The organism is Stenotrophomonas sp. FSL W7-1447, from assembly GCF_037966425.1.
GTDB classification, from domain to species: Bacteria; Pseudomonadota; Gammaproteobacteria; order Xanthomonadales; family Xanthomonadaceae; genus Stenotrophomonas; species Stenotrophomonas pavanii.
In genome coordinates, this window is sequence record NZ_CP150199.1 from 351,719 (window position 1) to 373,279 (window position 21,561).

24 protein-coding genes are annotated in these 21,561 nt (G+C 67.5%); 14 read left to right on the top strand and 10 right to left on the bottom strand.

Annotation, left to right across the window (positions count from 1 at the left end):
• Positions 1–55: 55 nt before the first annotated feature.
• Positions 56–358 carry an addiction module antidote protein gene (locus tag NSQ78_RS01555; RefSeq protein WP_064237476.1) on the top strand — a complete coding sequence of 101 codons (303 nt, stop codon included), beginning with the start codon at positions 56–58 and terminating at the stop codon, positions 356–358.
• Positions 359–415: 57 nt separating this feature from the next.
• On the opposite strand, the gene NSQ78_RS01560 is transcribed toward NSQ78_RS01555, so the two are convergent.
• Together NSQ78_RS01560 and NSQ78_RS01565 are read right to left on the bottom strand one after the other, a co-directional pair.
• Positions 416–739, bottom strand: a complete 324-nt coding sequence (locus tag NSQ78_RS01560) for a hypothetical protein (RefSeq protein WP_080473090.1) — start codon at positions 737–739, stop codon at positions 416–418.
• Between the two features lie 80 nt (positions 740–819).
• Entirely contained in the window at positions 820–1,227 is a 408-nt protein-coding gene (locus tag NSQ78_RS01565) for a hypothetical protein (RefSeq protein WP_064237477.1), read from the bottom strand.
• 593 nt (positions 1,228–1,820) lie between these two features.
• Between NSQ78_RS01565 and NSQ78_RS01570 the strand changes: the two genes are divergently transcribed.
• Positions 1,821–2,591 carry a DUF3011 domain-containing protein gene (locus NSQ78_RS01570; RefSeq protein WP_064237478.1) on the top strand — a complete coding sequence of 257 codons (771 nt, stop codon included), beginning with the start codon at positions 1,821–1,823 and terminating at the stop codon, positions 2,589–2,591.
• Positions 2,592–2,662: 71 nt separating this feature from the next.
• On the opposite strand, the gene NSQ78_RS01575 is transcribed toward NSQ78_RS01570, so the two are convergent.
• Positions 2,663–3,112, bottom strand: a complete 450-nt coding sequence (locus NSQ78_RS01575; protein WP_064237479.1) for a hypothetical protein — start codon at positions 3,110–3,112, stop codon at positions 2,663–2,665.
• A gap of 275 nt (positions 3,113–3,387) precedes the next feature.
• Here NSQ78_RS01575 and rocF point away from each other — a divergent pair, with 275 nt between their 5' ends.
• The 3 genes from rocF to NSQ78_RS01590 all read left to right on the top strand — a co-directional run bounded on the left by rocF (position 3,388) and on the right by NSQ78_RS01590 (position 5,032).
• Positions 3,388–4,308: an arginase gene (rocF, locus tag NSQ78_RS01580; RefSeq protein ID WP_064237480.1), complete on the top strand. Its 921-nt coding sequence runs from the start codon at positions 3,388–3,390 to the stop codon at positions 4,306–4,308.
• A 160-nt stretch (positions 4,309–4,468) separates the two neighbouring features.
• A complete protein-coding gene (locus NSQ78_RS01585) occupies positions 4,469–4,606 on the top strand; it encodes an entericidin A/B family lipoprotein (RefSeq protein WP_014035659.1) in 138 nt (45 codons plus the stop codon).
• A gap of 204 nt (positions 4,607–4,810) precedes the next feature.
• A complete protein-coding gene (locus NSQ78_RS01590; protein WP_004153772.1) occupies positions 4,811–5,032 on the top strand; it encodes a CsbD family protein in 222 nt (73 codons plus the stop codon).
• 76 nt (positions 5,033–5,108) lie between these two features.
• On the opposite strand, the gene NSQ78_RS01595 is transcribed toward NSQ78_RS01590, so the two are convergent.
• The gene (locus NSQ78_RS01595; RefSeq protein WP_064237481.1) at positions 5,109–5,909 is read right to left on the bottom strand and encodes a hypothetical protein; all 801 of its coding nucleotides are present in this window, start codon (positions 5,907–5,909) and stop codon (positions 5,109–5,111) included.
• 108 nt (positions 5,910–6,017) lie between these two features.
• Here NSQ78_RS01595 and NSQ78_RS01600 point away from each other — a divergent pair, with 108 nt between their 5' ends.
• The 4 genes from NSQ78_RS01600 (at position 6,018) to NSQ78_RS01615 (ending at position 10,612) form a co-directional block, all read left to right on the top strand.
• Positions 6,018–7,310, top strand: coding sequence for a tryptophan--tRNA ligase (locus tag NSQ78_RS01600; RefSeq protein WP_053461929.1), 1,293 nt, complete (start codon positions 6,018–6,020; stop codon positions 7,308–7,310).
• 166 nt (positions 7,311–7,476) lie between these two features.
• Positions 7,477–7,773 (top strand): hypothetical protein, encoded by a 297-nt coding sequence (locus NSQ78_RS01605; protein WP_053461930.1) that lies wholly within the window; start codon positions 7,477–7,479, stop codon positions 7,771–7,773.
• Between the two features lie 149 nt (positions 7,774–7,922).
• On the top strand, positions 7,923–8,855 hold the full coding sequence (locus tag NSQ78_RS01610; RefSeq protein WP_057494452.1) for an MBL fold metallo-hydrolase: 933 nt from the start codon (positions 7,923–7,925) through the stop codon (positions 8,853–8,855).
• 104 nt (positions 8,856–8,959) lie between these two features.
• Positions 8,960–10,612: a M28 family metallopeptidase gene (locus NSQ78_RS01615; RefSeq protein WP_064237482.1), complete on the top strand. Its 1,653-nt coding sequence runs from the start codon at positions 8,960–8,962 to the stop codon at positions 10,610–10,612.
• 127 nt (positions 10,613–10,739) lie between these two features.
• On the opposite strand, the gene NSQ78_RS01620 is transcribed toward NSQ78_RS01615, so the two are convergent.
• Together NSQ78_RS01620 and NSQ78_RS01625 are read right to left on the bottom strand one after the other, a co-directional pair.
• On the bottom strand, positions 10,740–11,036 hold the full coding sequence (locus NSQ78_RS01620; RefSeq protein WP_064239593.1) for a hypothetical protein: 297 nt from the start codon (positions 11,034–11,036) through the stop codon (positions 10,740–10,742).
• Between the two features lie 67 nt (positions 11,037–11,103).
• Positions 11,104–12,438 (bottom strand): MFS transporter, encoded by a 1,335-nt coding sequence (locus NSQ78_RS01625; RefSeq protein WP_057494450.1) that lies wholly within the window; start codon positions 12,436–12,438, stop codon positions 11,104–11,106.
• Positions 12,439–12,662: 224 nt separating this feature from the next.
• On the opposite strand from NSQ78_RS01625, the gene yedA reads away from it, so the two are divergent.
• Complete coding sequence (gene yedA / locus NSQ78_RS01630) at positions 12,663–13,568, top strand: drug/metabolite exporter YedA (RefSeq protein WP_049468675.1); 906 nt, start codon at positions 12,663–12,665, stop codon at positions 13,566–13,568.
• Positions 13,565–14,461: an EamA family transporter RarD gene (gene rarD, locus NSQ78_RS01635; protein ID WP_053461935.1), complete on the top strand. Its 897-nt coding sequence runs from the start codon at positions 13,565–13,567 to the stop codon at positions 14,459–14,461. Before yedA ends, rarD begins: the two co-directional genes overlap by 4 nt.
• 303 nt (positions 14,462–14,764) lie before the next feature.
• Here the strand turns inward: rarD and NSQ78_RS01640 are convergent, their stop codons facing one another.
• The 4 genes from NSQ78_RS01640 to NSQ78_RS01655 form a co-directional block, all read right to left on the bottom strand.
• Positions 14,765–16,087 carry an ABC transporter permease gene (locus NSQ78_RS01640; protein ID WP_064237484.1) on the bottom strand — a complete coding sequence of 441 codons (1,323 nt, stop codon included), beginning with the start codon at positions 16,085–16,087 and terminating at the stop codon, positions 14,765–14,767.
• Positions 16,088–16,100: 13 nt separating this feature from the next.
• A complete protein-coding gene (locus NSQ78_RS01645; RefSeq protein ID WP_064237485.1) occupies positions 16,101–17,258 on the bottom strand; it encodes an ABC transporter permease in 1,158 nt (385 codons plus the stop codon).
• Between the two features lie 14 nt (positions 17,259–17,272).
• Positions 17,273–17,962 carry an ABC transporter ATP-binding protein gene (locus NSQ78_RS01650; RefSeq protein WP_064237486.1) on the bottom strand — a complete coding sequence of 230 codons (690 nt, stop codon included), beginning with the start codon at positions 17,960–17,962 and terminating at the stop codon, positions 17,273–17,275.
• A gap of 102 nt (positions 17,963–18,064) precedes the next feature.
• Positions 18,065–19,312 (bottom strand): efflux RND transporter periplasmic adaptor subunit, encoded by a 1,248-nt coding sequence (locus NSQ78_RS01655; protein ID WP_064237487.1) that lies wholly within the window; start codon positions 19,310–19,312, stop codon positions 18,065–18,067.
• A 203-nt stretch (positions 19,313–19,515) separates the two neighbouring features.
• Between NSQ78_RS01655 and NSQ78_RS01660 the strand changes: the two genes are divergently transcribed.
• From NSQ78_RS01660 to NSQ78_RS01670, 3 genes are read left to right on the top strand one after another with little or no spacing between them, the layout of a single operon-like run.
• On the top strand, positions 19,516–19,644 hold the full coding sequence (locus tag NSQ78_RS01660; protein ID WP_262088884.1) for a hypothetical protein: 129 nt from the start codon (positions 19,516–19,518) through the stop codon (positions 19,642–19,644).
• Positions 19,641–20,864, top strand: a complete 1,224-nt coding sequence (locus tag NSQ78_RS01665) for a sensor histidine kinase (RefSeq protein WP_064237488.1) — start codon at positions 19,641–19,643, stop codon at positions 20,862–20,864. Before NSQ78_RS01660 ends, NSQ78_RS01665 begins: the two co-directional genes overlap by 4 nt.
• The gene (locus NSQ78_RS01670; protein ID WP_014645643.1) at positions 20,861–21,463 is read left to right on the top strand and encodes a response regulator transcription factor; all 603 of its coding nucleotides are present in this window, start codon (positions 20,861–20,863) and stop codon (positions 21,461–21,463) included. Before NSQ78_RS01665 ends, NSQ78_RS01670 begins: the two co-directional genes overlap by 4 nt.
• The last annotated feature ends 98 nt before the right edge of the window (positions 21,464–21,561 follow it).

Consider the following 21,561-nt stretch of genomic DNA (forward strand, 5'->3'; position numbering starts at 1 on the left):
TCGAACCGGCTGTAGTCGAAACGAATCAATACCGAAGTACTGGAGCTGTTCCATCATGGCCACTAAGAAAAAAGTCGAACTCAAAGCATTTGATGTGGCCGAACATCTTCGGACACCCGAAGAAATGGCCGCCTATCTCGACGCCTGCATCGACGAAAGCGACGGCGATTCCGCGTTCATCGCCAAGGCGCTCGGCGACATCGCGCGCGCTCAGGGTATGAGCAAGGTTGCGCGCGCGGCGGGCCTGTCGCGCGAGAGTCTTTACCGCGCACTGTCCGGCGAACGCAGCCCCGATTTCGCCACCATCCTGAAGGTGACCCGTGCCTTGGGTGTGCGCCTGCATGCCAGTGCCGTGTGAGGCATCAAGGCGCTGAGCTCCACTTCCGTCGCTCCAAGAAGTCCGGTGCGATCAGCCTCAATCAATCCGAATGATGCGGATCAACCCTCTTGTTGACGATCCGTCTCCGAAGGCAGCCACCGTGCCACAGGGAAATGCCTCTTTCGCACCGTCATGGTTGATGAAGGAGATCGTACAGTGTGCCCTCGTTCCAGGCATGATGCGGGTGATGGCTCTGTCATTCAAGGCGAAGCTGTACCACATGAGTTCAGGGCTTATCGAGAGCGCCATGGGGCGTGCGGTGGAGGCGATCATCTCGGCAACAGCGCCGCCGCGCGAATCCACTTCGTCCAGCCGCAGTTCAACGAGGACAGGTTTCAGGTTTGGGTAGGGTGTGCTCATCCCAGCAGCGGGTCTGTCTGATTCGTTGGCCGGCGTTGCGACGTGTTGAACCTGTGCGTTGGGGATGCCAACGTTGCGCATTATTGAGCCCCGCCCACCTGCAACGCCACATACTCCGCCAGCCCCCGGCAGGCCAGCATCAGTCCTTCGCGCGTGCCGTCGCCGATGTCGTCTTTCTCTTCCCCGTCCACGCGCACGCGCTCGGCGGCGTGGTACAGCTCCAACAGCGACACCAAACCCACCGCAGCGCGGTCCCGGCGTGCGGCGGCCACGGCCTGGCCGGGTGTGCTGGCGGGCCCCGTCCACGGCTGTCCATCGGCGGCATCACCGGCGCGGATGCGCTGCAGGCAGCTGGGCAGGTTGATGGACGCAGGCGCTTCGTTCGCAGCGGCGAAAGCGGCTTCCAATGGCTGCGCCAGTTCAGGTGGCAGGCGTAGAGCCGCCTCGCCCAGGGTGGCGGTCAGGTACGGGTGGTGGCTTCTGGACATGCAGGCATCCTCGTCAGGAACAGAGGTGCCGCCACGGTAGGGTGGCGGGCGATGCGTGGCTTCCAAGACCGGGTCAACGAATCGGCGGGCACGAGGCCCCCACGCACCGCCCGCCGTCGATCGGCTAACGGATTGCCAGCCGGCGCCGCACCTGGAAGGACGACGCCGGCTGGCAAGCGTATACATCATTGACAACACGGGCTTGGAAGTCCCGACCACCTGTGCAGGTGGCGATTCATCATGCGCAGGCGAAATCCCCGCCTGCCAGTCGTTTGTTTCGATGGCATCGGGCGATCTGAAAGGAAAAATGAATTATCGCGTTTGGCCTGTTTCGAGCAGTGCAAAGCCAGAAACGACAGTTCGTGCGGTGCCGCAGCCCACGATACATCCGGCTGTGCCATCGCTGTCGCACCGCCCATCGCGGCTCACGACGTAAAGCTGGCTTAACCGCCCCGGCAGGCCTCCAAGGACACCCCAGCAGACCTGAATCCCCACGCGCGCCACCGGTTCTTGCTATCCCTCACGGAAAGTCCGCCACTGCCCATCGCATACTGCCGCCACAGGCCCACCCCGGGCCCCTTAGGGATCCGATCATGCGTCGCCACGCCCTGCCGCTCGCCGCCGTACTGTTGTCCACCGCTTTCGTGGCCCCGGCCATGGCTGCCGTGCCGTTCTTCAACGCCAGCTGCTCGGGCGGCATCGATGTGCACGCCGATGAAGGTGGCCCGGTCTACGTGCAGGGCCGCGAGGCGGCGCTGAAACGCTTCAACGACCGCTACGTCGAAGCACGCGATGCCAATAGCGGCATCACGTTGTCGATCAGCAGCAGCGAGGACGGCACGCCGCAGATCAGCTATACCGGCCGTGGCGGCGCCAATGGCATCTGCCAGGTCAGTACTCGCGGCACACCCGCGCCAGCCGCAAGTGGCGCGCAATCTCACGCCGCCGCCGGTGGCGATGCCGCGCTACCGCGCGAAGTCACCTGCGAATCCACTGACGAGCAGCAGGTGTCGTGCGATCTGAATACTCGCGGCAATGTGGAAATCGTGCGCCAGCTCAGCCGCACCCGCTGCGAGGAAGGCAAGAACTGGGGCCTGTCGCGGCACTCGGTGTGGGTCAATGGAGGATGCCGCGCGGTGTTCCGCAACGTGTCTTCGGTGACCACCCCGGTGCCGGCGGGCGATACCGCGTTGGGCGCCTGCAACATGCGCAAGGGCGCTCAGGGCGCACTGGTCACCCAGATGCCGGTGGGCAGCGATTACCAGGAACTGATCATCGATTATCCCGATGGCCGTTTCCTGTGCATGATGCGCAACAGCGGCCAGGTGCAGAGCCTGACGCCGGTTCGCCACCGCGGCGGTTGACGCGCAACGGCACATTCGGCGTTGGCGTATGTCCGGAACGGGGCAACGCAGCACGCATTGCCCCTGTCCCGCTATTGCTGATTCACCGGGTCATTGCCCTTCTTGTAGGAGTACCCGGTGACATCCCAGCCGCCGCCATGGCCGGATGAGGGTTCCACCCAGGTGAATTCCCACGTCTGGATGGAGCCATCGGGAAGCAGGTTCTCCACCCGGTAGATCTCACCGGGAATGCCCTGCTCCGGCAGCTTTCCGGGAATCGATCCGTCCGCGCGTGCAGACGCGCGCCCTACGGAGAACGCCCGCCGTTCCACCTGTACGTTGCCGTAGCCCTGCGGGGCGAACGTCGGCTTTACCCGCTGCGCCACCCAGTCGAGCACTTCGCGTGCGCCCGCCGTCTGCATGGGATACGCGTCGGTGGTCACCGTATGCGTGATGCGTTGCGAGGACGCACTGGCCGCTGCCGGAAACAGTCCGCCCAGGGCAATTGCCAGTACCGCAAATCCATTGAGTGCATGCTTCATGCGCGTGGTGCTCCATGATCGAGGAAGTGAGGCGGCACCTTCAGGGTGCCTGCGCAGGGTGGAGACAACGGCAGCCTAGCGTAAGAGGCGAATCCGACCGGGATGTGAGGTGGATCGCGGAAGGTCCAATTCCTGACGACCCAGCGCTGGAATGCCTGACCGGATACGGCTGCCAGGCTGCGGTGATCCGGCCATTGCCCTGCTGCACCGCCGCGAGTGGTGTCACACAGCTCTGGCTAGACTGTGCTTCTTTTTCCGCACCGCAGGAGGCACCCATGGCCCATCCCATTTCCGTATCCCTGATTGGCGTTCCCACCGATGTCGGTGCGGGCCATCGCGGTGCACGGCTGGGGCCGGAGGCGCTGCGCGTGGCGGGCCTGCCGGAGGCGCTGGAGGCGCGCGGTGTGGACGTCCGTGACGTGGGCAACCTGGATGGCCCGCGCAACCCGTGGACTGCGCCGGTGCAAGGCTACCGGCACCTTGATGCGGTGGTGGCCTGGAACCACGCATTGATGGAAGCCAGCTACGCCGAACTGCAGGCCGGCCGCATGCCCATCATGCTCGGCGGCGACCACTGCCTGGGCATCGGTTCGATCACCGCCGTCGCGCGGTGGTGCCGCGAGCAGGGGAAGAACCTGCGCGTGCTGTGGCTGGATGCGCATTCGGACTTCAATACCAGCGATGTCACCCCGTCGGGCAACATCCACGGCATGCCGGTGGCCTGCCTGTGCGGCCTCGGCCCGGAGGCGCTGACCCACCTGGGCGGCAGCGCCCCGGCGATCACCCCGGCGCAGATGCACCAGATCGGCATCCGCTCGGTGGACCCGGAGGAAAAGCGCCTGATCAAGACCCACAAGGTCGATGTGTACGACATGCGCTACATCGACGAAAACGGCATGAAGCGCGCGGTGGAAGCGGCGCTGGCCGGCATCGATGAGAACACCCACCTGCATGTCAGCTTCGACGTCGACTTCCTCGACCCCAGCATCGCACCGGGCGTGGGCACCACGGTGCCGGGCGGGGTGAACTACCGCGAGGCGCAGCTGGTGATGGAGATGATCGCCGACACCGGGCGGATGGGATCGCTGGACATCGTCGAGCTCAACCCCTTGCTGGACAAGCAGAATGCCACCGCCGAACTGGCCGTGGACCTGGTCGAAAGCCTGTTCGGCAAGTCCACCCTGATGCGCGACTGAGGGCCTGGGCTGAACGGATCGCTGGTCCGTTCACACCCGCTCCACGCCGCTGCCGCCAGATTGCACGTCACGCGGCGGAGGTGGCAGTGCGCCCTCCCGCCGAGCGACAGAACCCCATCCGCGAATGAAGCGGTGTAGCGGCGAACCCAAGGAGAAGCCCATGAAGCGCGTAGTTGCCCTGATGCTGTTGTCGATGTTCTCGGTGGCCCTGCTGGCCGGCTGCAATACCGTTGCCGGTGCCGGCAAGGACGTGCAGAAGGCCGGTGAAAAGGTTGAGGACGCCGCCAAGGGCAAGTGAGCCCGGCGCGGGTTGGAAAACGAGAAGGCCGGGGATTTCCCCGGCCTTTTTTTCTGCGCGGCGTCCGCTGCACGAGTGTCGAAGCGGAGTGAACCATTCAAGCAGGTGAGCATGCATTTCATTGCGGGTTGACCGCTGCTCAACAGCCACTGCGGGAAGCTGCAACCACGGTAAGAACGCCGTTGCAACCAAGGACTCCCAGCAATGAACAAAGACATCATTTCCGGTAAGTGGTCGCAGCTGAAGGGCAAGGCGCAGGCCAAGTGGGGCGATCTGACCAACGACGACTTCGACGTGGCCGAAGGCAATGCCGAGTATCTGGCCGGCCGCCTGCAGGAACGCTATGGCTGGGCCAAGGACCGCGCTGAGAAGGAAGTGCGTGAGTTCCAGGACGCAGTGAGCAAGGACTATCCGGACTACAAGTAAGCGCTGACCGCTTACCCCCCACAGCACGACGCCCGCACCGTGAGGTCGCGGGCGTTGTGTTGTCTGGGCCGGGCGATCAGCGCGCCGGCGGGTCCGGGACGTAGCGGTTGGGGAAGGCCTGCGGTTCGCGCGGTAGGCGCGAGGGCGAGTCCACCAGGATGCCGCGCGCACGCAGGTTGCGGGCGCTGTCGTAGCGCAGCTGCAGCACCTGGGCCGGGCTGCGGCTGGCGCGCTCGAAGTCGGTGTCGCGCACCGAGGACTGTTCGCGCGCACCGTGGCCGGTACCCAGCGCCGGGGCCTGAGATCTGCTGGCATGGCCGTCGATGCGGCTGGCACTGGCATCGGCGGCCGCTTCGGCCTGTGCGGCCGGCGCCGGCAATGGCAGGCCACGGCGCAGGATGGGCTCGGGGCGCCAGCGACGTGCCTCTTCGAACACCGCCACGCCGACCACGCCGATGTTGTCCGGGCGGCCGGTGCGGCTGGCATAGCTGCCGCTGGGGCTGCTGAACACGAACTGCGCTACTTCGTCCTGGCTCTTGCGCCAGCCGGTGATGTCGGCGCGCTGGCCGGGATTGAGCACGTAGCCGGTCTGCGAGGGATCGGCATCCTCGCCGGAGATGGCGTTGATGCCGTCCACCGACAGCACCACCAGCACCCGGCGCGGGCTGTCGTTGTACAGGCGCACGGCGTAGCGGTGGCCGCGCTCGCCGGCCACCCAACGCTGGCCGTCGGCGGGATAGCTGCGCAGTTCGGTACCGCGGTCGCGGTCGACCAGGGTCATGCGCACCGGGCCGCCTTCGTAGGCCGGCGGCGGCGGCGGTGCCGGGCGGAAGCCGGCCAGGGGCAGGATCAGCAGCAGGGGCAGCAGGCGTTTCATCGGGCGTCTCCAGCGGGGTTGGGTGAATGAACGCGCCGCCGGTCCTGACGGGGTTGGCCGCCGGCACGGTAAACTGGCCCCGTTCATCGAAGGTTTCCCCACGCAGTCATGACGACCCGAGTCCTTACCGGCATCACCCCCTCCGGCACGCCCCACCTGGGCAACTACGTTGGCGCCATCCGTCCGGCCATCGCGGCCAGCCGCGCGCCGGGGATCGAGAGCTTCTTCTTCCTGGCCGACCTGCACAGCCTGATCAAGTCGCAGGACCCGCAGCGCACCCAGCGCGCGACCCTGGAGATCGCAGCCAGCTGGCTGGCCTGCGGCCTGGACCCGGAACACGTGTGGTTCTACCGCCAGAGCGACATCCGCGAGACGACGGAGCTGATGTGGTTCCTGACCGCCATCGCCAGCAAGGGCATCCTCAACCGCGCGCATGCCTACAAGGCGGCGGTGGACAAGAACCGCGAGGAAGGCCTGGACGAGGACGCAGGCGTCAGCGCCGGCTTGTTCATGTACCCGGTGCTGATGGCTGCCGACATCCTGATCTTCAAGGCCAACCAGGTACCGGTGGGCCGTGACCAGATCCAGCACATCGAGATGGCGCGCGATTTCGCCCAGCGCTTCAACCACGTGTATGGCAAGGAGTACTTCCCGCTGCCGGACGTGGTGATCGACGAGCAGGTGGCGACGCTGGCCGGCCTGGATGGCCGCAAGATGAGCAAGAGCTACCACAACACCATTCCGCTGTTCGTGCCGCGCGAGGAGCTGAAGAAGCTGGTGTTCTCGATCCTGACCGACTCGCGCGCGCCGGGTGAGCCGAAGGACACCGAAGGCTCGGCGCTGTTCCAGATGTACCAGGCGTTCGCCACGCCGGAACAGACCGCGGAATTCGCCAAGGCGTTCGCTGCGGGCATCAGCTGGGGCGATGCGAAGCAGCAGCTGTTCGAGCGCATCGACAGCGAGCTGTCGCCGCTGCGCGAGCGCTACAACGCGCTGATGGCCGAGCCGGAGAAGATCGAAGCGCTGCTCAAGCGCCGTGGCCAGCAGCTGCGCGAGCAGCTGGCGGCACCGCTGCTGGAAGAACTGCGCCACGCCGTGGGCCTGCGCGACCTGTCCACGGCGGGCGACATCGCCAGCGAAGATGCCGGCGTGGCCCGCGTGGCGCCGCCGCAGTTCAAGCAGTACCGTGAGAAGGACGGCCGGTTCTACTTCAAGCTGACCGCCGGTGACGGCACGCTGCTGATCCAGAGCGAAGGCTTCGATTCGCCGCGTGATGCCGGCCAGCTGATTGCCGTGATCAAGCAGGCCGAGCAGGGCGACCAGCTGCAGAGCGAGCTGTTCAAGCTGGACGCCGAGGTGGACGCGGTGCTGGCCGCGCTGGCCGTGCTGCGCGAAGAATAAAGGTCGTGCCGGCCGCTGGCCGGCAATTGCATGGGAAACGCCGGCCAGCGGCCGGCACGACCACGGTATTTGCATAGGGAATGCCGGCCAGCGGCCGGCACGACCGTGGCACAGCGCCCATGGCATGATGTCCGCGCGCCTCCGGCGCGATGACATGGAGTCTGCGATGGCCTGGTTGTCGCTGCTGCTGTTCCTGCCCTGGTTCCTGCTGCTGGGCGGCCTGTACTGGCTGTTCCCGCGCCAGCCGCGCAGCGTGCGGCGGCGCCTGTTCGACGGTACTACCTTGGTACTGGCTTTCGCGCTGAGCATCGTGTCGATGCTGTGGGGCTACCGTATCGGCGTGGTGCAACCCGGTGCCGGCCCGATCTGGCCGCAGGTGCTGGCGGTGCTGTACGCCTACGGCGCATTCCTGGCGGTGCTGGTGCTGGCCCTGCTGCTGCGGCCACGCTGGCTGCACCGGTAGTGCCGGCCGCTGGCCGGCAACGGCAGTCAACGGGCTGCCCCGAGGTTGCCGGCCAGCGGCCGGCACTACCCGACCAAAGCCGCATCGAACCCGGGCCGCCCGCGTGCCTACCATGGGTGTCTGTTCCCGATCCTGCCAGGTGCGTGCCGATGACCGCCGACCCCAGCATCCACACCATCGATACCGGCTTCCAGCGCCCCGACTTCGACGCGGCCTACCTGATCGTTGAAAACGGCCGCGCCGCGTTCGTCGACTGCGGCACCGGGCTGTCAGTGCCGGCCATGCTGCAGGCGCTGGCCGACGCCGGCCTGGGCGTGGATGCGGTGGACTGGCTGCTGCTCACGCACGTGCACCTGGACCACGCCGGCGGTGCGGGCCTGCTGATGCAGCAGCTGCCGAACGCGAAAGCGGTGCTGCACCCGCGCGGTGCTCCGCACATGATCGACCCGACCCGGCTGATCGCCGGTGCCACGGCGGTGTATGGCGCCGAAGAGATCGCGCGCAGCTATGGCCGCATCGAACCGATTCCCGAACAGCGGGTCGTGGTGGCTGAAGATGGCCACCGCATCGACCTGGCCGGCCGCGAGCTGGTGATGCTGCACACGCCGGGGCACGCGCTGCACCACTACTGCGTATGGGATGCGCGCAGCCGCAGCTGGTTCACCGGCGATACGTTCGGCATCTCCTACCGCGAGCTGGACAGCGCGCAGGGCGCTTTCATCTTCCCCACCTCCTCGCCGGTGCAGTTCGACCCGGAGGCGATGAAGGCCTCGATCCGGCGCATGCTGGGCTACGCGCCGCAGGCGATGTACCTGACCCACTACGGGCGGGTGCAGCAGGTGGAGAAACTGGCCGAGGACCTGTTCGAGCAGATCGATGCGATGGCGGCCATCGGCCGACAGTGCGACGGCCGGCCCGACCGCCACCGCTGCCTGCTGGCGGCGTTGCAGGCACTGTACCTGGAACGTGCACAGCTGCATGGCTGTGCGCTGGACGATGCGGCGGTGACTGCGGTGCTGGCGATGGACATCGAACTCAACGCGCAGGGCCTGGCCTGCTGGCTGGACCGCATCCGCCCGTAAGCCCCGCCATGCGTGGATGAGATGGGCCAACGCTGCGCCGTGATGTCACGACCACGTTACACTCTGGTGACTTCCAAGCTAGCCGTGGTATTGCCGTGAATCCGATGCGCGTGTTGCTGCTGTCGTCCTGCCTGTTTGTCGGTGGCCTGGCCCATGCGGCCAATGACCTGCCAGGCGGCGGCATCGATCCGCAGGCGCTGTCTCGCCATGTGCAGGTGCTGGCGTCAGATGAATTCGAGGGCCGCGCGCCGGCCACCGAGGGCGAAGAGCGCACGGTGCAGTACCTGATCGAGCAGTTCCGCAGCTACGGGCTGCAGCCGGGCGGCGTGGATGGCAGCTGGGTGCAGCCGGTGCCGTTGGTGCGCGCGCAGCTGGACGGCCCGGCCAAGGCCAGCCTGGCGCTGAAGCAGGGCCGCCGCGCGCTGACCAACGGCGTGGACGTGACCCTGCAGAGCCTGCAGCCGCGCAAGCGCGTGCAGATCAAGGAGGCACCGCTGGTGTTCGTCGGCTACGGCATCGATGCGCCGGAACGCCACTGGAACGACTACAAGGACGTGGACCTGCACGGCAAGATCGCCGTGGTGCTGATCAACGATGCCGATTTCGAGGCCGATGCGCCGGGCGCGTTCGACGGCAAGGCGGTGACCTACTACGGCCGCTGGACCTACAAGTTCGAGGAAGCCGCACGCCGTGGTGCCGAAGGCGTGCTGATCGTGCACGAGACCGCGCCGGCCGCGTATGGCTGGGCCACGGTGAAGAGCTCGGGCACCTCGCCGCTGTTCGACATCGAGCGCGGCCAGGCCGAAGCGATGGCGCAGCACACGCCGCTGCGTGGCTGGATGCAGCGCGAGCTGGCCGAGGCGATCTTCGCCGACGCCGGCCTCGACTTCGATGCGGAGAAGCGCAAGGCGATGCGCGCCGACTTCCGCCCGGTGGCACTGGACAACGCCAAGCTCAGCGTGGATTTCGCGCTGAAGCGCGAGCAGGTGGTCACCCGCAACGTGGTGGCCAAGCTGCCCGGTGGCGAGCATGGCGACGAGGCGGTGATCTTTTCCGCGCACTGGGATGCCTTCGGCATCGGCCAGCCCGACGCCAAGGGGGACCGCATCCGCCGCGGTGCGATCGACAACGCCACCGGCGTGGCCACGGTGCTGGAGCTGGGCCGGGTGTTCGCTGCCGGCCCGCAGCCGCAGCGCACGCTGTACTTCGTGGCGCTGACCGCTGAAGAGAAGGGCCTGCTGGGGGCCAGCTACTATGCTGCGCACCCGCTGGCGCCGCTGGACAAGACCGCCGCGGTGCTGAACATCGAGATGTTCAGTCCGGATGGCCCGACCCGCGACATCGCGTCGTGGGGCAAGGGCCGGGTGTCGCTGGAAGGCGACCTGGAGCGCGTGGCCAAGGCCCGCGGCCGCAGCTACAGCCCGGACTCGAACCTGGAAGCCGGCTTCTTCTACCGCGCCGACCACTTCGCCTTCGCGCGCCTGGGCGTGCCGGCGATCACCATCGGCCCGGGCCTGGACAAGCTGGACGGTGGGGTTGAAGCCGGCCGCGCGCTGCGCGAGAAGTACTTCGCCGACTGCTACCACCAGGCCTGCGATGCATGGACGCCGAGCTGGGACCCGAGCGGCCACGCCGCCGACACCCTGCTGGTCTACGACCTGGGTGCGGAGCTGGCCAACAGCCGCCGCTGGCCCACGTGGGAAAAGGAATCGGAGTTCCGCAGCGCGCGTGACAAGAGCGAAGCGGCCCGCCGCTGAGGTAGTGCCGGCCGCTGGCCGGCAACTCGCTGCTCTTCCCGGAGGTTCATGAGGTTGCCGGCCAGCGGCCGGCAATACCGAAAGAATGTGGAGGTGTCGGCCAGCGGCCGGCACGAACGGGTGTTCGTCAGCGCCGGCGCAGCAGCTTCCACGCGCCCCAGCCACTGGCGGTGAGCGCTGCCAGATAGCACGCCACCATCGTACGCAGGCCGACCAGCGATCCGCCGTTGTCGCCGCGATGCAGGCGCAACTGCAGCGAGCTGTGGCCGCTGCCCAGGTCCACTGCCAGCTGCAGCGCCAGCGCGACGCAGAACACCAGCAGGGCAATCCCGAAACCGATGCGTGGCCACGTGGCCTGTGCGCTGGGGCGGCGCAGCAGCCAGGCCAGTGCCGTGGCTGCGACCAGCGTCGCCGCGATCCACATCAACGGGGCGGCGGGAGAAGCCGCGGCCACCGGCAGTGCACCGGTGGCCGCGATCACGGCAGCGCGCCTACTTGCGGGTGCCGTCGAGCCAGTTCGGGCCCTTGTTGGTGAGGAAGAACACATAGACCACCAACGATACCGCGATCGTGGCAGTCACGTAGATGGCGAACCAGTCGACGTGGCCGGTCTTCAGCGCGCCCTGGTACAGCAGCGGGGCGGTGCCGCCGAACAGCGAGTTGGCCAGCGCATAGCCCAGGCCCACGCCCAGTGCACGCACGTGGGTGGGGAACAGCTCGGCCTTCACCACCGCGTTGATCGAGGTGTAGCCGGTGAGGATGACGAAGGCCAGCGCCAGGGTCAGGAAGGCCAGGGTGGCGTCATGCTGGTGCGGCAGCTGGGTGATCAGGTACCAGCTGTACAGCACGCCGCCGACGCCGAAGAACACCAGCAGGGTCTTGCGGCCGATGATGTCCGACAGCCAGCCACCGACCGGCTGCAGCACCATCAGGAACGCCAGCACGCCCAGGTTGATCAGGGTGCCGGTCATCGGATCGTTGCCGGCGAAGGCGCTCTGGATCATCTTCGGGCCGTTCACCGAGTAGGTGTAGAAGGCCACGGTGCCGCCGGCGGTGATCAGGAAGCACAGCAGCAGCGGCCGCCACTGGTGCACGAACAGTTCGTACATGGAGCCGGACTTCTGCGCCTTGCCCTCGCGCGCAGCTTCGATCGACGACTCCGACAGCGACTCGTCCATGCCCCGACGCAGCCAGAACACCACCACCGCGGCGATGCCACCGATGCCGAAGGCGATGCGCCAGCCCCACTCGGAGATCTCCGGCTTGCCCCAGAAGGTCAGCATCAGCAGCAGGGTCAGCTGGGCCAGCACATGGCCGCCGACCAGGGTGACGTAGTGGAAGGAGGACAGGAAGCCGCGTCGGCCGGGAATGGCAGCCTCGGACATGTAGGTGGCGCTGGCACCGTACTCGCCGCCGGTGGCGAAGCCCTGCAGCAGGCGCGCGAACAGCAGGATCACGGCGGCCCAGATGCCGATGCTGGCGGCGGTGGGGGTGACGGCGATCAGGAACGAACACAGCGCCATCAGCGTGACCGAGACGGTCAGCGCCAGGCGGCGGCCGTGGCGGTCGGCGAAGCGGCCGAAGAACCAGGCGCCGATCGGGCGCATCAGGAAGGTCGCTGCGAAGATCGCCCACACGTACATCGTGGAGTTCTTGTCGTCCGGCGAGAAGAACTGCGATTCGAAGTACACGGCGAACACCGAGTACACGTAGACGTCGTACCACTCCACCAGGTTGCCGGCGGAGCCTTTGAGTGTGTTGGAGATCGACCGGCGCAGGGCGGCGCGGTCGTTGGCGGGGACGGCGGGTTGGGACGTGGTGCTCATCTGGGTGGAAATCCTCGATGCGGCGCGTCCGTGCGCAGGGAAAACGGCGCCCGGTCATCGGGACGGCGCGACCGGGCAGCCTTCTTGGTACTGCATCGGCCGTCAACACGGGGTAGCAGACCAGCGCAGGGTGCATGGATGGATGACAGCGTGCCACCGTACGGGGTGCCGGACCATACTCAAAACGTCCTAGAATCCGCCTTCCCCCGGCTCCCTGGTGTGTCATGTCGGCTCCCCCCTCTTCGTCTGCGGCTGCCCCCCGGGGTGGCCTTGTCGCGCTGGCGCTGCTGCTGGTCTATGTGGTGTGGGGTTCGACCTACCTGGGCATCGCCAAGGCCCTGCATGGCGGCGCGCTGCCGCTGACGATGGTGTCCGGCAGCCGCTTCATCGTCGCGGGCGGCCTGATGTTCCTGGCGCTGCGCCTGTTCTGGAAGCTGCCCAACCCGACACTGCGGCAGTGGCGCAACCTGGTCATCATGGGCGTGACCATGCTGGTGCTGGGCAACGGCATGGTGGTGCTGGCCGAGCGTGAGGTGTCCTCGGGCCTGGCCGCCACCGCGGTGGCCTCGGTGCCGCTGTGGATGGCACTGTTCTCGGCGTTGCGCGGCCAGCACGCCAGCCGCGGTGAATGGCTGGGCATCGCCATCGGCTTCCTCGGGGTGGTCTGGCTCAATGCAGGCAGCAGCCTGACCGCTTCGCCGACCGGGCTGGTGCTGCTGCTGATCGCGCCGATCGGCTGGGCCTTCGGTTCGGTGTGGGCACGCGGGCTGGACCTGCCGGGCCCGTTCATGACGGCGGCCGGGCAGATGATCTGCGGTGGCGTGCTGCTGGTGCTGATCGGGCTGGCGGTCGGCGAGCGCCCGACCACGCTGCCCGATACCGGTGGCCTGCTGGCGATGGCCTACCTGTGCGTGTTCGGCTCCATCGTCGCGTTCACCGCCTACGTGTGGCTGCTGCAGAACGTGCGCCCGGCGCTGGCCGGCAGCTATGCGTACGTCAATCCGGTGATCGCGGTGCTGCTGGGCGCGCTGCTCAACGGTGAGCGCTTCGGCTGGCGCGACCTGCTGGCGATGGCGGTGATTCTCCTGGGTGTGGTGGTACTGACGATGGCAAGGACGCGCAAGAAATGAGCATGGACGAGAAAGAACAGCGCCGGGGCCTGCTGGTCACGGCCTCCACCTTCGTCATCTGGGGCCTGGTGCCGGTGTACTGGCACCTGCTCAATGAGGTGCCGTCGTTCCAGATCATCGCCCACCGCATCATCTGGAGCACCGTGCTGGTGCTGGGCTGGCTGCTGCTCAGCGCACGCCTGGGCTGGTGGCGCAAGATCGCCGCGCAGCCGCGCGCGCTGCCGATCCTGCTGGTCTCGAGCCTGACCATCGCGTTCAACTGGGGCCTGTACATCTGGGCGGTCAACGCCGGCCATGTGATCGAGACCAGCCTGGGCTATTTCATCAACCCGCTGGTGAACGTGCTGCTGGGCGTGCTGGTACTGAAGGAGCGGCTGCGCCGCCTGCAGTGGGTGGCGGTGGCGATGGCGGCGGTGGGCGTGGCGTGGCTCACCATCGACGCCGGCACGCCGCCGTGGATCGCGTTGGGCCTGGCCTGTTCGTTCGGCCTGTATGGGCTGTTGCGCAAGCTGGTCTCGGTCGACCCGGTGGCGGGGCTGGGCGTGGAGAGCATGTACCTGTTCCTGCCGGCGCTGGCCTTTGCGATCTGGGCCGAGAACGGCCATGGTGGCGCGTTCTTCCATGGCTGGGGCTGGCGCAACGACCTGCTGCTGATCTTCGGTGGCGTAGTGACTGCTGTTCCACTGATCGGCTTTGCCTACGGTGTGAAGCGCATTCCGCTGTCGCTGGTCGGCATCCTCCAGTACATCGCACCGAGCCTGCAGCTGCTGCTGGGCGTGTTCTTCTTTCATGAAGCGTTCGATACCGCCAAGGCGATCGGCTTTGCCGCGATCTGGGCCGGCCTGATCCTGTTCGTCGGCGACAACATCCGCACGATGCGCGCCAAGCGGTAGCGCAGGCGTAGCTACGGGGTCGGATCCCTCCCCAACGCGGAGGGCTCTGACCCCGCCTTCGCGCAAAAAGAACGGCGCCCCGAGAGGCGCCGTTCTGCTTCCAGCCATGGCCAGGAGAGAGATGGCCGTGGTGGGAACGCGAATACAGATGATGGGCGCGCGATTCTAGAGGGTTTCCATTGGCAACGGTCCGGCAGCGTGCCGCCAAGATGAATCGCGTCCAACAATCCACAGACGCATGACAGAAAAAAGGACGGAGCCTTCGCTCCGTCCTTGCGGGTGTGCCGCCGCGAAGGCGGGGGCTCAGGTTTCGCGCAGCGCCGTGGTGATCGGCAGGCGCGCCGCGCGCAGTGCCGGGAACAGGCCGCCGACCAGGCCGATGCCCAGTGCCCATTTCAGGCCGGTCCACAGCAGTTCCGGCGACACGTGGAACTTGAACACCACCGCGCTGAAGTTGCTGCCGATGGTGGACACGCTGTAGCCGTTGAACAGCAGCCACGCCACCGCGCAGCCGAGCAGGCCACCGAGCAGCGCCAGCAGCATCGTTTCCAGCATCACCGCCGTCACCACAGGCAGGCCGCGGAAGCCGATCGCACGCATGGTGGCGATTTCGCGGGCGCGCGTGGCCACGGCCGCATACATGGTGTTGAGCGCGCCGAACACCGCACCCACCGCCATGATCGTGCCGATCACCTTGCCGAGGATGTCGATCAGCTTGGTCAGCCCGCCGCCCTGCTTGCTGTAGTAGACGCGGGTGGTTTCCACGTCCAGTTTCAGGCGCGGGTCGGCGGCGACGGCGGCCTTGAACTGCTCGAAGCCAGCCTTGCCCTCGGTGCGCACGCTGATCGACTGCCAGGCGCTGCGCTGGTAGGTGGTGGCCAGCGTATCGGCGTCGGTCCACAGTTCCGAATCATGCGCATCGCCGGTGGCGAATGTGCCGACCACGGTCCAGGTCTGGTTGCCCAGGGTCAGCGTCCTGCCGACCTCCATGTCGCGGAACTGGCCCTTGGCGCCCTGGCCGACCACGATCTCGCGCAGGCCAGTGGCGAACTTGCGGCCCTCAACGATCTTGACCTTGTCATGCACCGCCCACGCCTGCGGGCCGACGCCGCGGAACTGCGCGTTGACGTCGGTGCCATCGGACTTCGACACCAGATTGACCACCTGCGACAGCTCCGGCGACAGCAACGGCCGGCCCTGCGCATCGCGGCTGATCCCGGGCAGGGTGGACAGCATCGGTACCTGCTCGCGGGTGATCACCGAGTTGGTCTCGGCCTGCGAGCCCCCGCGCAGCACGATGGCGGTGGTGTCATCGCCGGTGTTGTTGAGCGTGGCCTGGAAGCCTTCGCCCATCGCCAGCATCGCCACCAGCACGCCGACCACGCCGGCGATGCCGACCACGATCACCGAGGACGCGCCCCAGCGCTGCGGCAGGCTGGCCACGCCGATGCGGGTGGCGGCCAGCGCCAGCCGTCCACCGCGGGTCAGCAGCAGCCACAGCGCCACCAGCACGGCCACGGCCAGTACGCCGATCCACGGCAGGCCGATCCACAGCACCAGGCCGACCGCCAGCAGCAGCACCGTCACGCCGTTGCCCAGCCACTTCTTGAGTTTGCTCTTGAACATGTCGGTGTCCTCCTCAGCGGCCGGCCAGTGCGTCGACGATCTTCAGGCGCTTGGCACGCAGCGCCGGCAACAGGCCGACGATGATGCCGATCACCACGATCAGGCCCAGCCCCATCAGCCAGGTCGGCGTCGGTACGTGCGGCGGCAGCATGCCCATGCTCTTCGGCCCGATCGCCGGCAGGATCAGCGCGGCCAGGCCCATTCCGATCAGGCCGCCCAGGCCGATCAACAGCACCGACTCCACCATCACCAGGGTCAGCACGGTGCGGTCCTTGAAGCCCAGCGTCTTCAGCGTGGCCAGCTCCGGCACGCGCTCGCGCACCGCCTGCGCCATGGTGTTGCCGGTCAGCAGCAGCAGGGTGAAGAACACCGCGCCCATGATCGACGTGACGATCATGCCGATGTCCGCGAACTGCTTGACGAAGGCCTGCTGGAACGCCGATTCGGTCTGGGTCTTGGTCTCGTGGTCGGAGTTGGCCGAGATCGCATCGATGGCCTGAGCCACCCGCGAAGAGTGGTCCGGGTTGTCCAGCGTCACCGTGTACCAGCTCACCTGGTTCTTGATGTAGTCGTTGGATTCATCGAAGTACTTCCAGTTCATCATCAGCTGGCGCTCTTCGTTGGCGGCCAGCGCACGGTCCTTGGAGCGGTAGATGCCCTTCAGCACCAACGGCCAGTCGTTGCTGCCGCCGCGCGGGAAGATCGTGGCCTGCAGCGGGATGGTATCGCCGATCTTCCAGCCGAACTGCTTGGCCAGGGTCTCGCCCACGATGGCGCCGGTACGGGTCTGCTTCCAGTCTTCCAGCTGCGCCGGGTCGATCTGCAGTTCGCGGTAGACGTCGAAGTAGTTGGGCGACACCGAGAAATTCGGGAAGAAGTTCTTCGGGTCCTGGTAGATGCCGCCGAACCACATGCCATAGGCCACGTCGCGCACGCCGGCGACCTGGCGCACCTGGGTTTCCAGGCGGATCGGCAGCGACTGGGTGATCGACAGCCGAGAAGCGACCACCAGGCGGTTGGCCCCTTCCACGCTGCCACCGGACGAGAACGCCACGCGCACCGAATCGAGCATGCCGAACAGCAGGAACGCGGCCACCACCGAAAGCAGGGTCAGCAGGGTACGGGTGCGGCTGCGGAACAGCTGTGCCCACACCAACGAGAAGTATTTCATCGCCGTGGCCTCCGTCAGTGGGCCAGCGGCGCGTCGGCCAGCTCGCCCTTGTCCAGGTGCACCGTGTGGGTGGCGTACTCGGCAGCCTTCGGGTCATGGGTGACCATGATGATGGTCTTGCCGTGCTCGCGGTTGAGCTGCTGCAGCAGGCCGAGGATCTCCTCGGCGGACTGGCGGTCGAGGTCGCCGGTGGGTTCGTCGCAGATCAGGAAGGTCGGGTCGGAGACGATCGCGCGGGCGATCGCCACGCGCTGCTGCTGGCCGCCGGACAGCTCATTCGGGCGGTGGCTGCGGCGGTCGGCCAGGCCGACCAGGGTCAGCGCGATCTCGGCATTGCGGCGGCGCTGAGCGGCATTGAGGTGGGTCAGCAGCAGCGGCAGTTCCACGTTCTTCTGCGCGGTCAGCATCGGCATCAGGTTGTAGAACTGGAACACGAAGCCGACATGGTGGCTGCGCCAGGTCGACAACTGGCCGCCGCTCATCTGGTCGATGCGCTCGCCCTCGATGCTGATCTCGCCGCCACTGGGGTTGTCCAGGCCGCCGATCAGGTTGAGCAGGGTGGTCTTGCCCGAGCCGGACGGGCCCATCAGCGCGACGAAATCGCCGCTGGCGATTTCCAGGTCGATGCCGTGCAGCACCTGCACTTTCTCGGGGCCACGCTGGTAGGTCTTGGTGATGTTGCGCAGTGAAACCAGGGTCGACATGGGTGGTTCTCCACGGAAGGCGGGAAACGGGGAAGCGCACCCGCGATGGCCGCGGGCGAGCGTCGAGCGGTGCTGCCGGCGGCGCCCACGGGCGCCAGGCCGTTACTGCGCTTGTTTCTGTTGCACCTTGGCGCCATCGCGCAGGGTGTCCGGCGGGTTCACCACCACCGATTCACCGGCGCTCACGCCCTTGAGGATCTGGCGGTCCTTGCCCATCGCCTGGCCAGCCTCGACCGTGCGCTGCTGCACGCGGTTCTCGTCACCCAGCACGAAGGCCACCGAGGCGCCGTCGCGCTGCACCACGGCGCCGCCCGGCACGCGCACGCCCTGCGGCTTGGCCGCGGCCTGCAGCTGCGCCTGTTCCAGGAAGCTGACGCGCACGCCCATCTCCGGCACGATGCGCGGGTCCTTCACCTTCAGCGCCACGCGGACCTTCACCGTGGCCTTGCCGCGGTCGGCGGTGGGGATGATGGCGATCACCTCGCCGGGAATCTTCCATTCCGGGTAGGCGTTGAGGATGGCTTCCACCGGCATCTTCGGCTGCACGCGGCCGATGAAGGCCTCGCCGACCTCGACTTCGATCTCCAGCGAGTCCATGTCGACGATGGTGCCGATGCCGGTGCGGGTGAAACCACCGCCCGCCGACAGCGGCGAGACGATTTCACCCGGCTGCGCCGCCTTGGCGGTGACCACGCCGGAGAACGGCGCGCGTACCACGTTGTTGTCCACGCCAAGGTCGGCGATGGCCAGCTGGTCCTGGGCGACCTTGACGTTGCGCTGCGCGGTATCCAGCTGCGCACGCAGGCTGTCGCGCTGGGCCACGGCCTGGTCGTACTGCGAGTGCGACACCAGCTGCTGGCCGACCAGCGCCTGCAGGCGGCTGGCTTCGGCGGCGGCCTGCCTCTGCTGCGCCTGCAGCCCGGCGACCTGGCTGCGTGCGGCCTGCAGCTGCGAGGCGTACAGGCTGCGCTGCGCGTCGGCGTCGATCGGGTCCAGCGTGGCCATCACCTGGCCAGCCTCGACCCGCATGCCTTCTTCGATCATCACCTCGCGCACCTTGCCGGTGATCTTGGCCGATACCGTGGCCATGCGCCGGGCGACCACGTAGCCGCTGGCGTCGAGCACCGAGCTGCTGGCGCTGCCCTGCTGGATGGCCACCGCCGGCGCGGTTTCCACCTCCACGGCCGGCGCGCGGCCGAACACGAAGGCCACGGCGGCAGCAAGCAGCAGCACGACCACGATGATCGCGATCCACAGCCAGCGGCGGCCACCGCCATTGCCTCCGGAGGCCGGCGGCGGCGACTTGCGGTCGATACGGAGTTCCTTCAACAGCTCGGCAGAAGCGTTCATTCGTTCCATCACAGGCGTTCGGGCGGGTGTGGCCGGAAGGGCGGACGGCGGCGGTTCCGGCGGTGGAGCGTGCGGCACAGCATGAAGGCAGGCACAGCGATGACGGCAGTGACAGCTGTCACCCGATGACACTGACGGCGGCAACTGCGAAATGTGACCACGGCGGCACAGGATGGCAACGTTCCCCGCTACCGGTACTGCCCATGGATCCGATCGCCCCATTGTCGGCCCGCCGCAGCGGCGCCGCCAAGCGTACCGTGATCTGCGCCCGGTTGCGCCGGTGCCGCCCGGCCGGCACCGGCGCCTGCGCGCAGGCAGCTGAACTGGCATGATCGGCGGCGATCGTCCCCGCCTGGAACCGCCCGTGCCCTCGACATGGCTTGCCTCGCTGCTGCGCCCCGCGCCGGACTCGGCGGTGGCCGATACGCTGCGCCGGGGAAAATCGCCCTGGAGCGAGGCAATCCACTTGCTGTGGTCGGTGTGGATCTTCCTGACGCCCTTGCTTGGCCACGGCTTCACCCTGCGCTGGCTGCTGCTGACGCTGGCCAGCTATCCGGTGTTCCTGCTGCTGTACGCCAAGGTGATGGTGGCGCCGCGCCATCACGCTCCGCGCTATGCACTGGGCCTGATCGCGATGTCGCTGGTGCTGCTGCCCTGGTACCCGTCCGGGCTGACCTACTTCGTGTTCGGCTGCGTGCTGCTGCGGGTGAGCGGACGCGGTGGCTGGTGGCAGTATCTGCTGCAGCTCACTGGCCTGAATCTGCTGTTCTGCAGCCTCGCGCTGCTGTTCCAGTACCCATGGCAGAGCCTGGTCTGGATCCCGGCCGTGTCCTATATCGTGGGGCTGGTCGTGAACGTGGAAGCGCTCAACCAGCAGAAGGATGCGGCACTGCAGCTGTCGCAGGACGAGGTGCGGCGGCTGGCGGCCACGGCCGAGCGCGAACGCATCGGCCGCGACCTGCATGACCTGCTCGGCCACACCCTGTCGCTGATCACGTTGAAGCTGGAGCTGGCGCGCAAGCTGCACGACCGCGGCGACGCGCGCGCGCGGCTGGAGATCGGCGAGGCCGAGGCCATCGCCCGCGAAGCGCTGGCACAGGTCCGCAGCGCGGTCACCGGCATCCGCGCCAGCGACCTGGCCGGTGAGCTGGCGTCGGCGCGGCTGCTGCTGGAATGCCAGCAGGTCCACCTTCAATACGCACCACCACCGGCGATGCCGGTGGATGTCGAACGCGGTCTGGCGCTGGTGCTGCGCGAGGCCGCAACCAATATCGTGCGCCATGCACAGGCGACACAGGCACGGGTGGAGTTCATGCTGGAGGGACGCATGCTGGCGATGCAGATCCGCGACGATGGCCGTGGCGGCGTGCAGGCCGAGGGCAACGGGCTGAGCGGCATGCGCGAACGCGTGGCCGCCCTGGGAGGCAGCCTGCAGGTACAGTCCGCAAGGGGCGAGGGCACGCGACTGACCGTGCGCGTGCCACTGGCTGCCGCGACCACACCGTTGCCGCCGGGAACGCCGCCGTCGCTGACGCAGGACGGTGCCGCATGATCCGCATCCTGCTGGCCGAGGACCAGGCGATGGTACGCGGCGCACTGTCGGCGCTGCTGGGCCTGGAGCCGGATATCGAGGTGCTGGGCAGCGCCGCCGACGGCGAAACCGCGTGGCGCATGCTGCAGCAGTTGCAGCCGGACATCCTGGTGACCGACATCGAGATGCCGGGCCTGTCCGGGCTCGAGCTTGCCCAGCGCATCGCGCGCCACGAGCTGCCGATCAAGGTGGTGATCGTGACCACCTTCGCCCGCGCCGGCTTCCTGCGCCGCGCGCTGGAAGCCGGCGTGCTGGGCTACCTGCTGAAGGATGCACCGGCCGAGAACCTGGCCGATGCACTGCGCAAGGTGAAGCAGGGCATCCGTGCGATCGACCCGCAGCTGGCGCTGGATGCATGGTCACAGGCCGATCCGCTGACCGACCGCGAGCGCCGCGTGCTGCGGCTGGCGGGCGAGGGCCGTACCGCCAGCGAGATCGCCGAGCAGCTGGGCTTGTCGCACGGTACGGTGCGCAATTACCTGTCCGAGTGCATCGGCAAGCTGGGTGTGGCCAACCGGATCGAGGCGTACCGGCTGGCGCGGCAGAAGGGGTGGCTGTAGCGGCGTGCGCCGACGCACGGGTAGCGCCGGGCGCTGCCCGGCGGATCATTTCCGCGCCTGTGGAGAGGTGTCACTTTCTTTGCTCGTGCAAAGAAAGT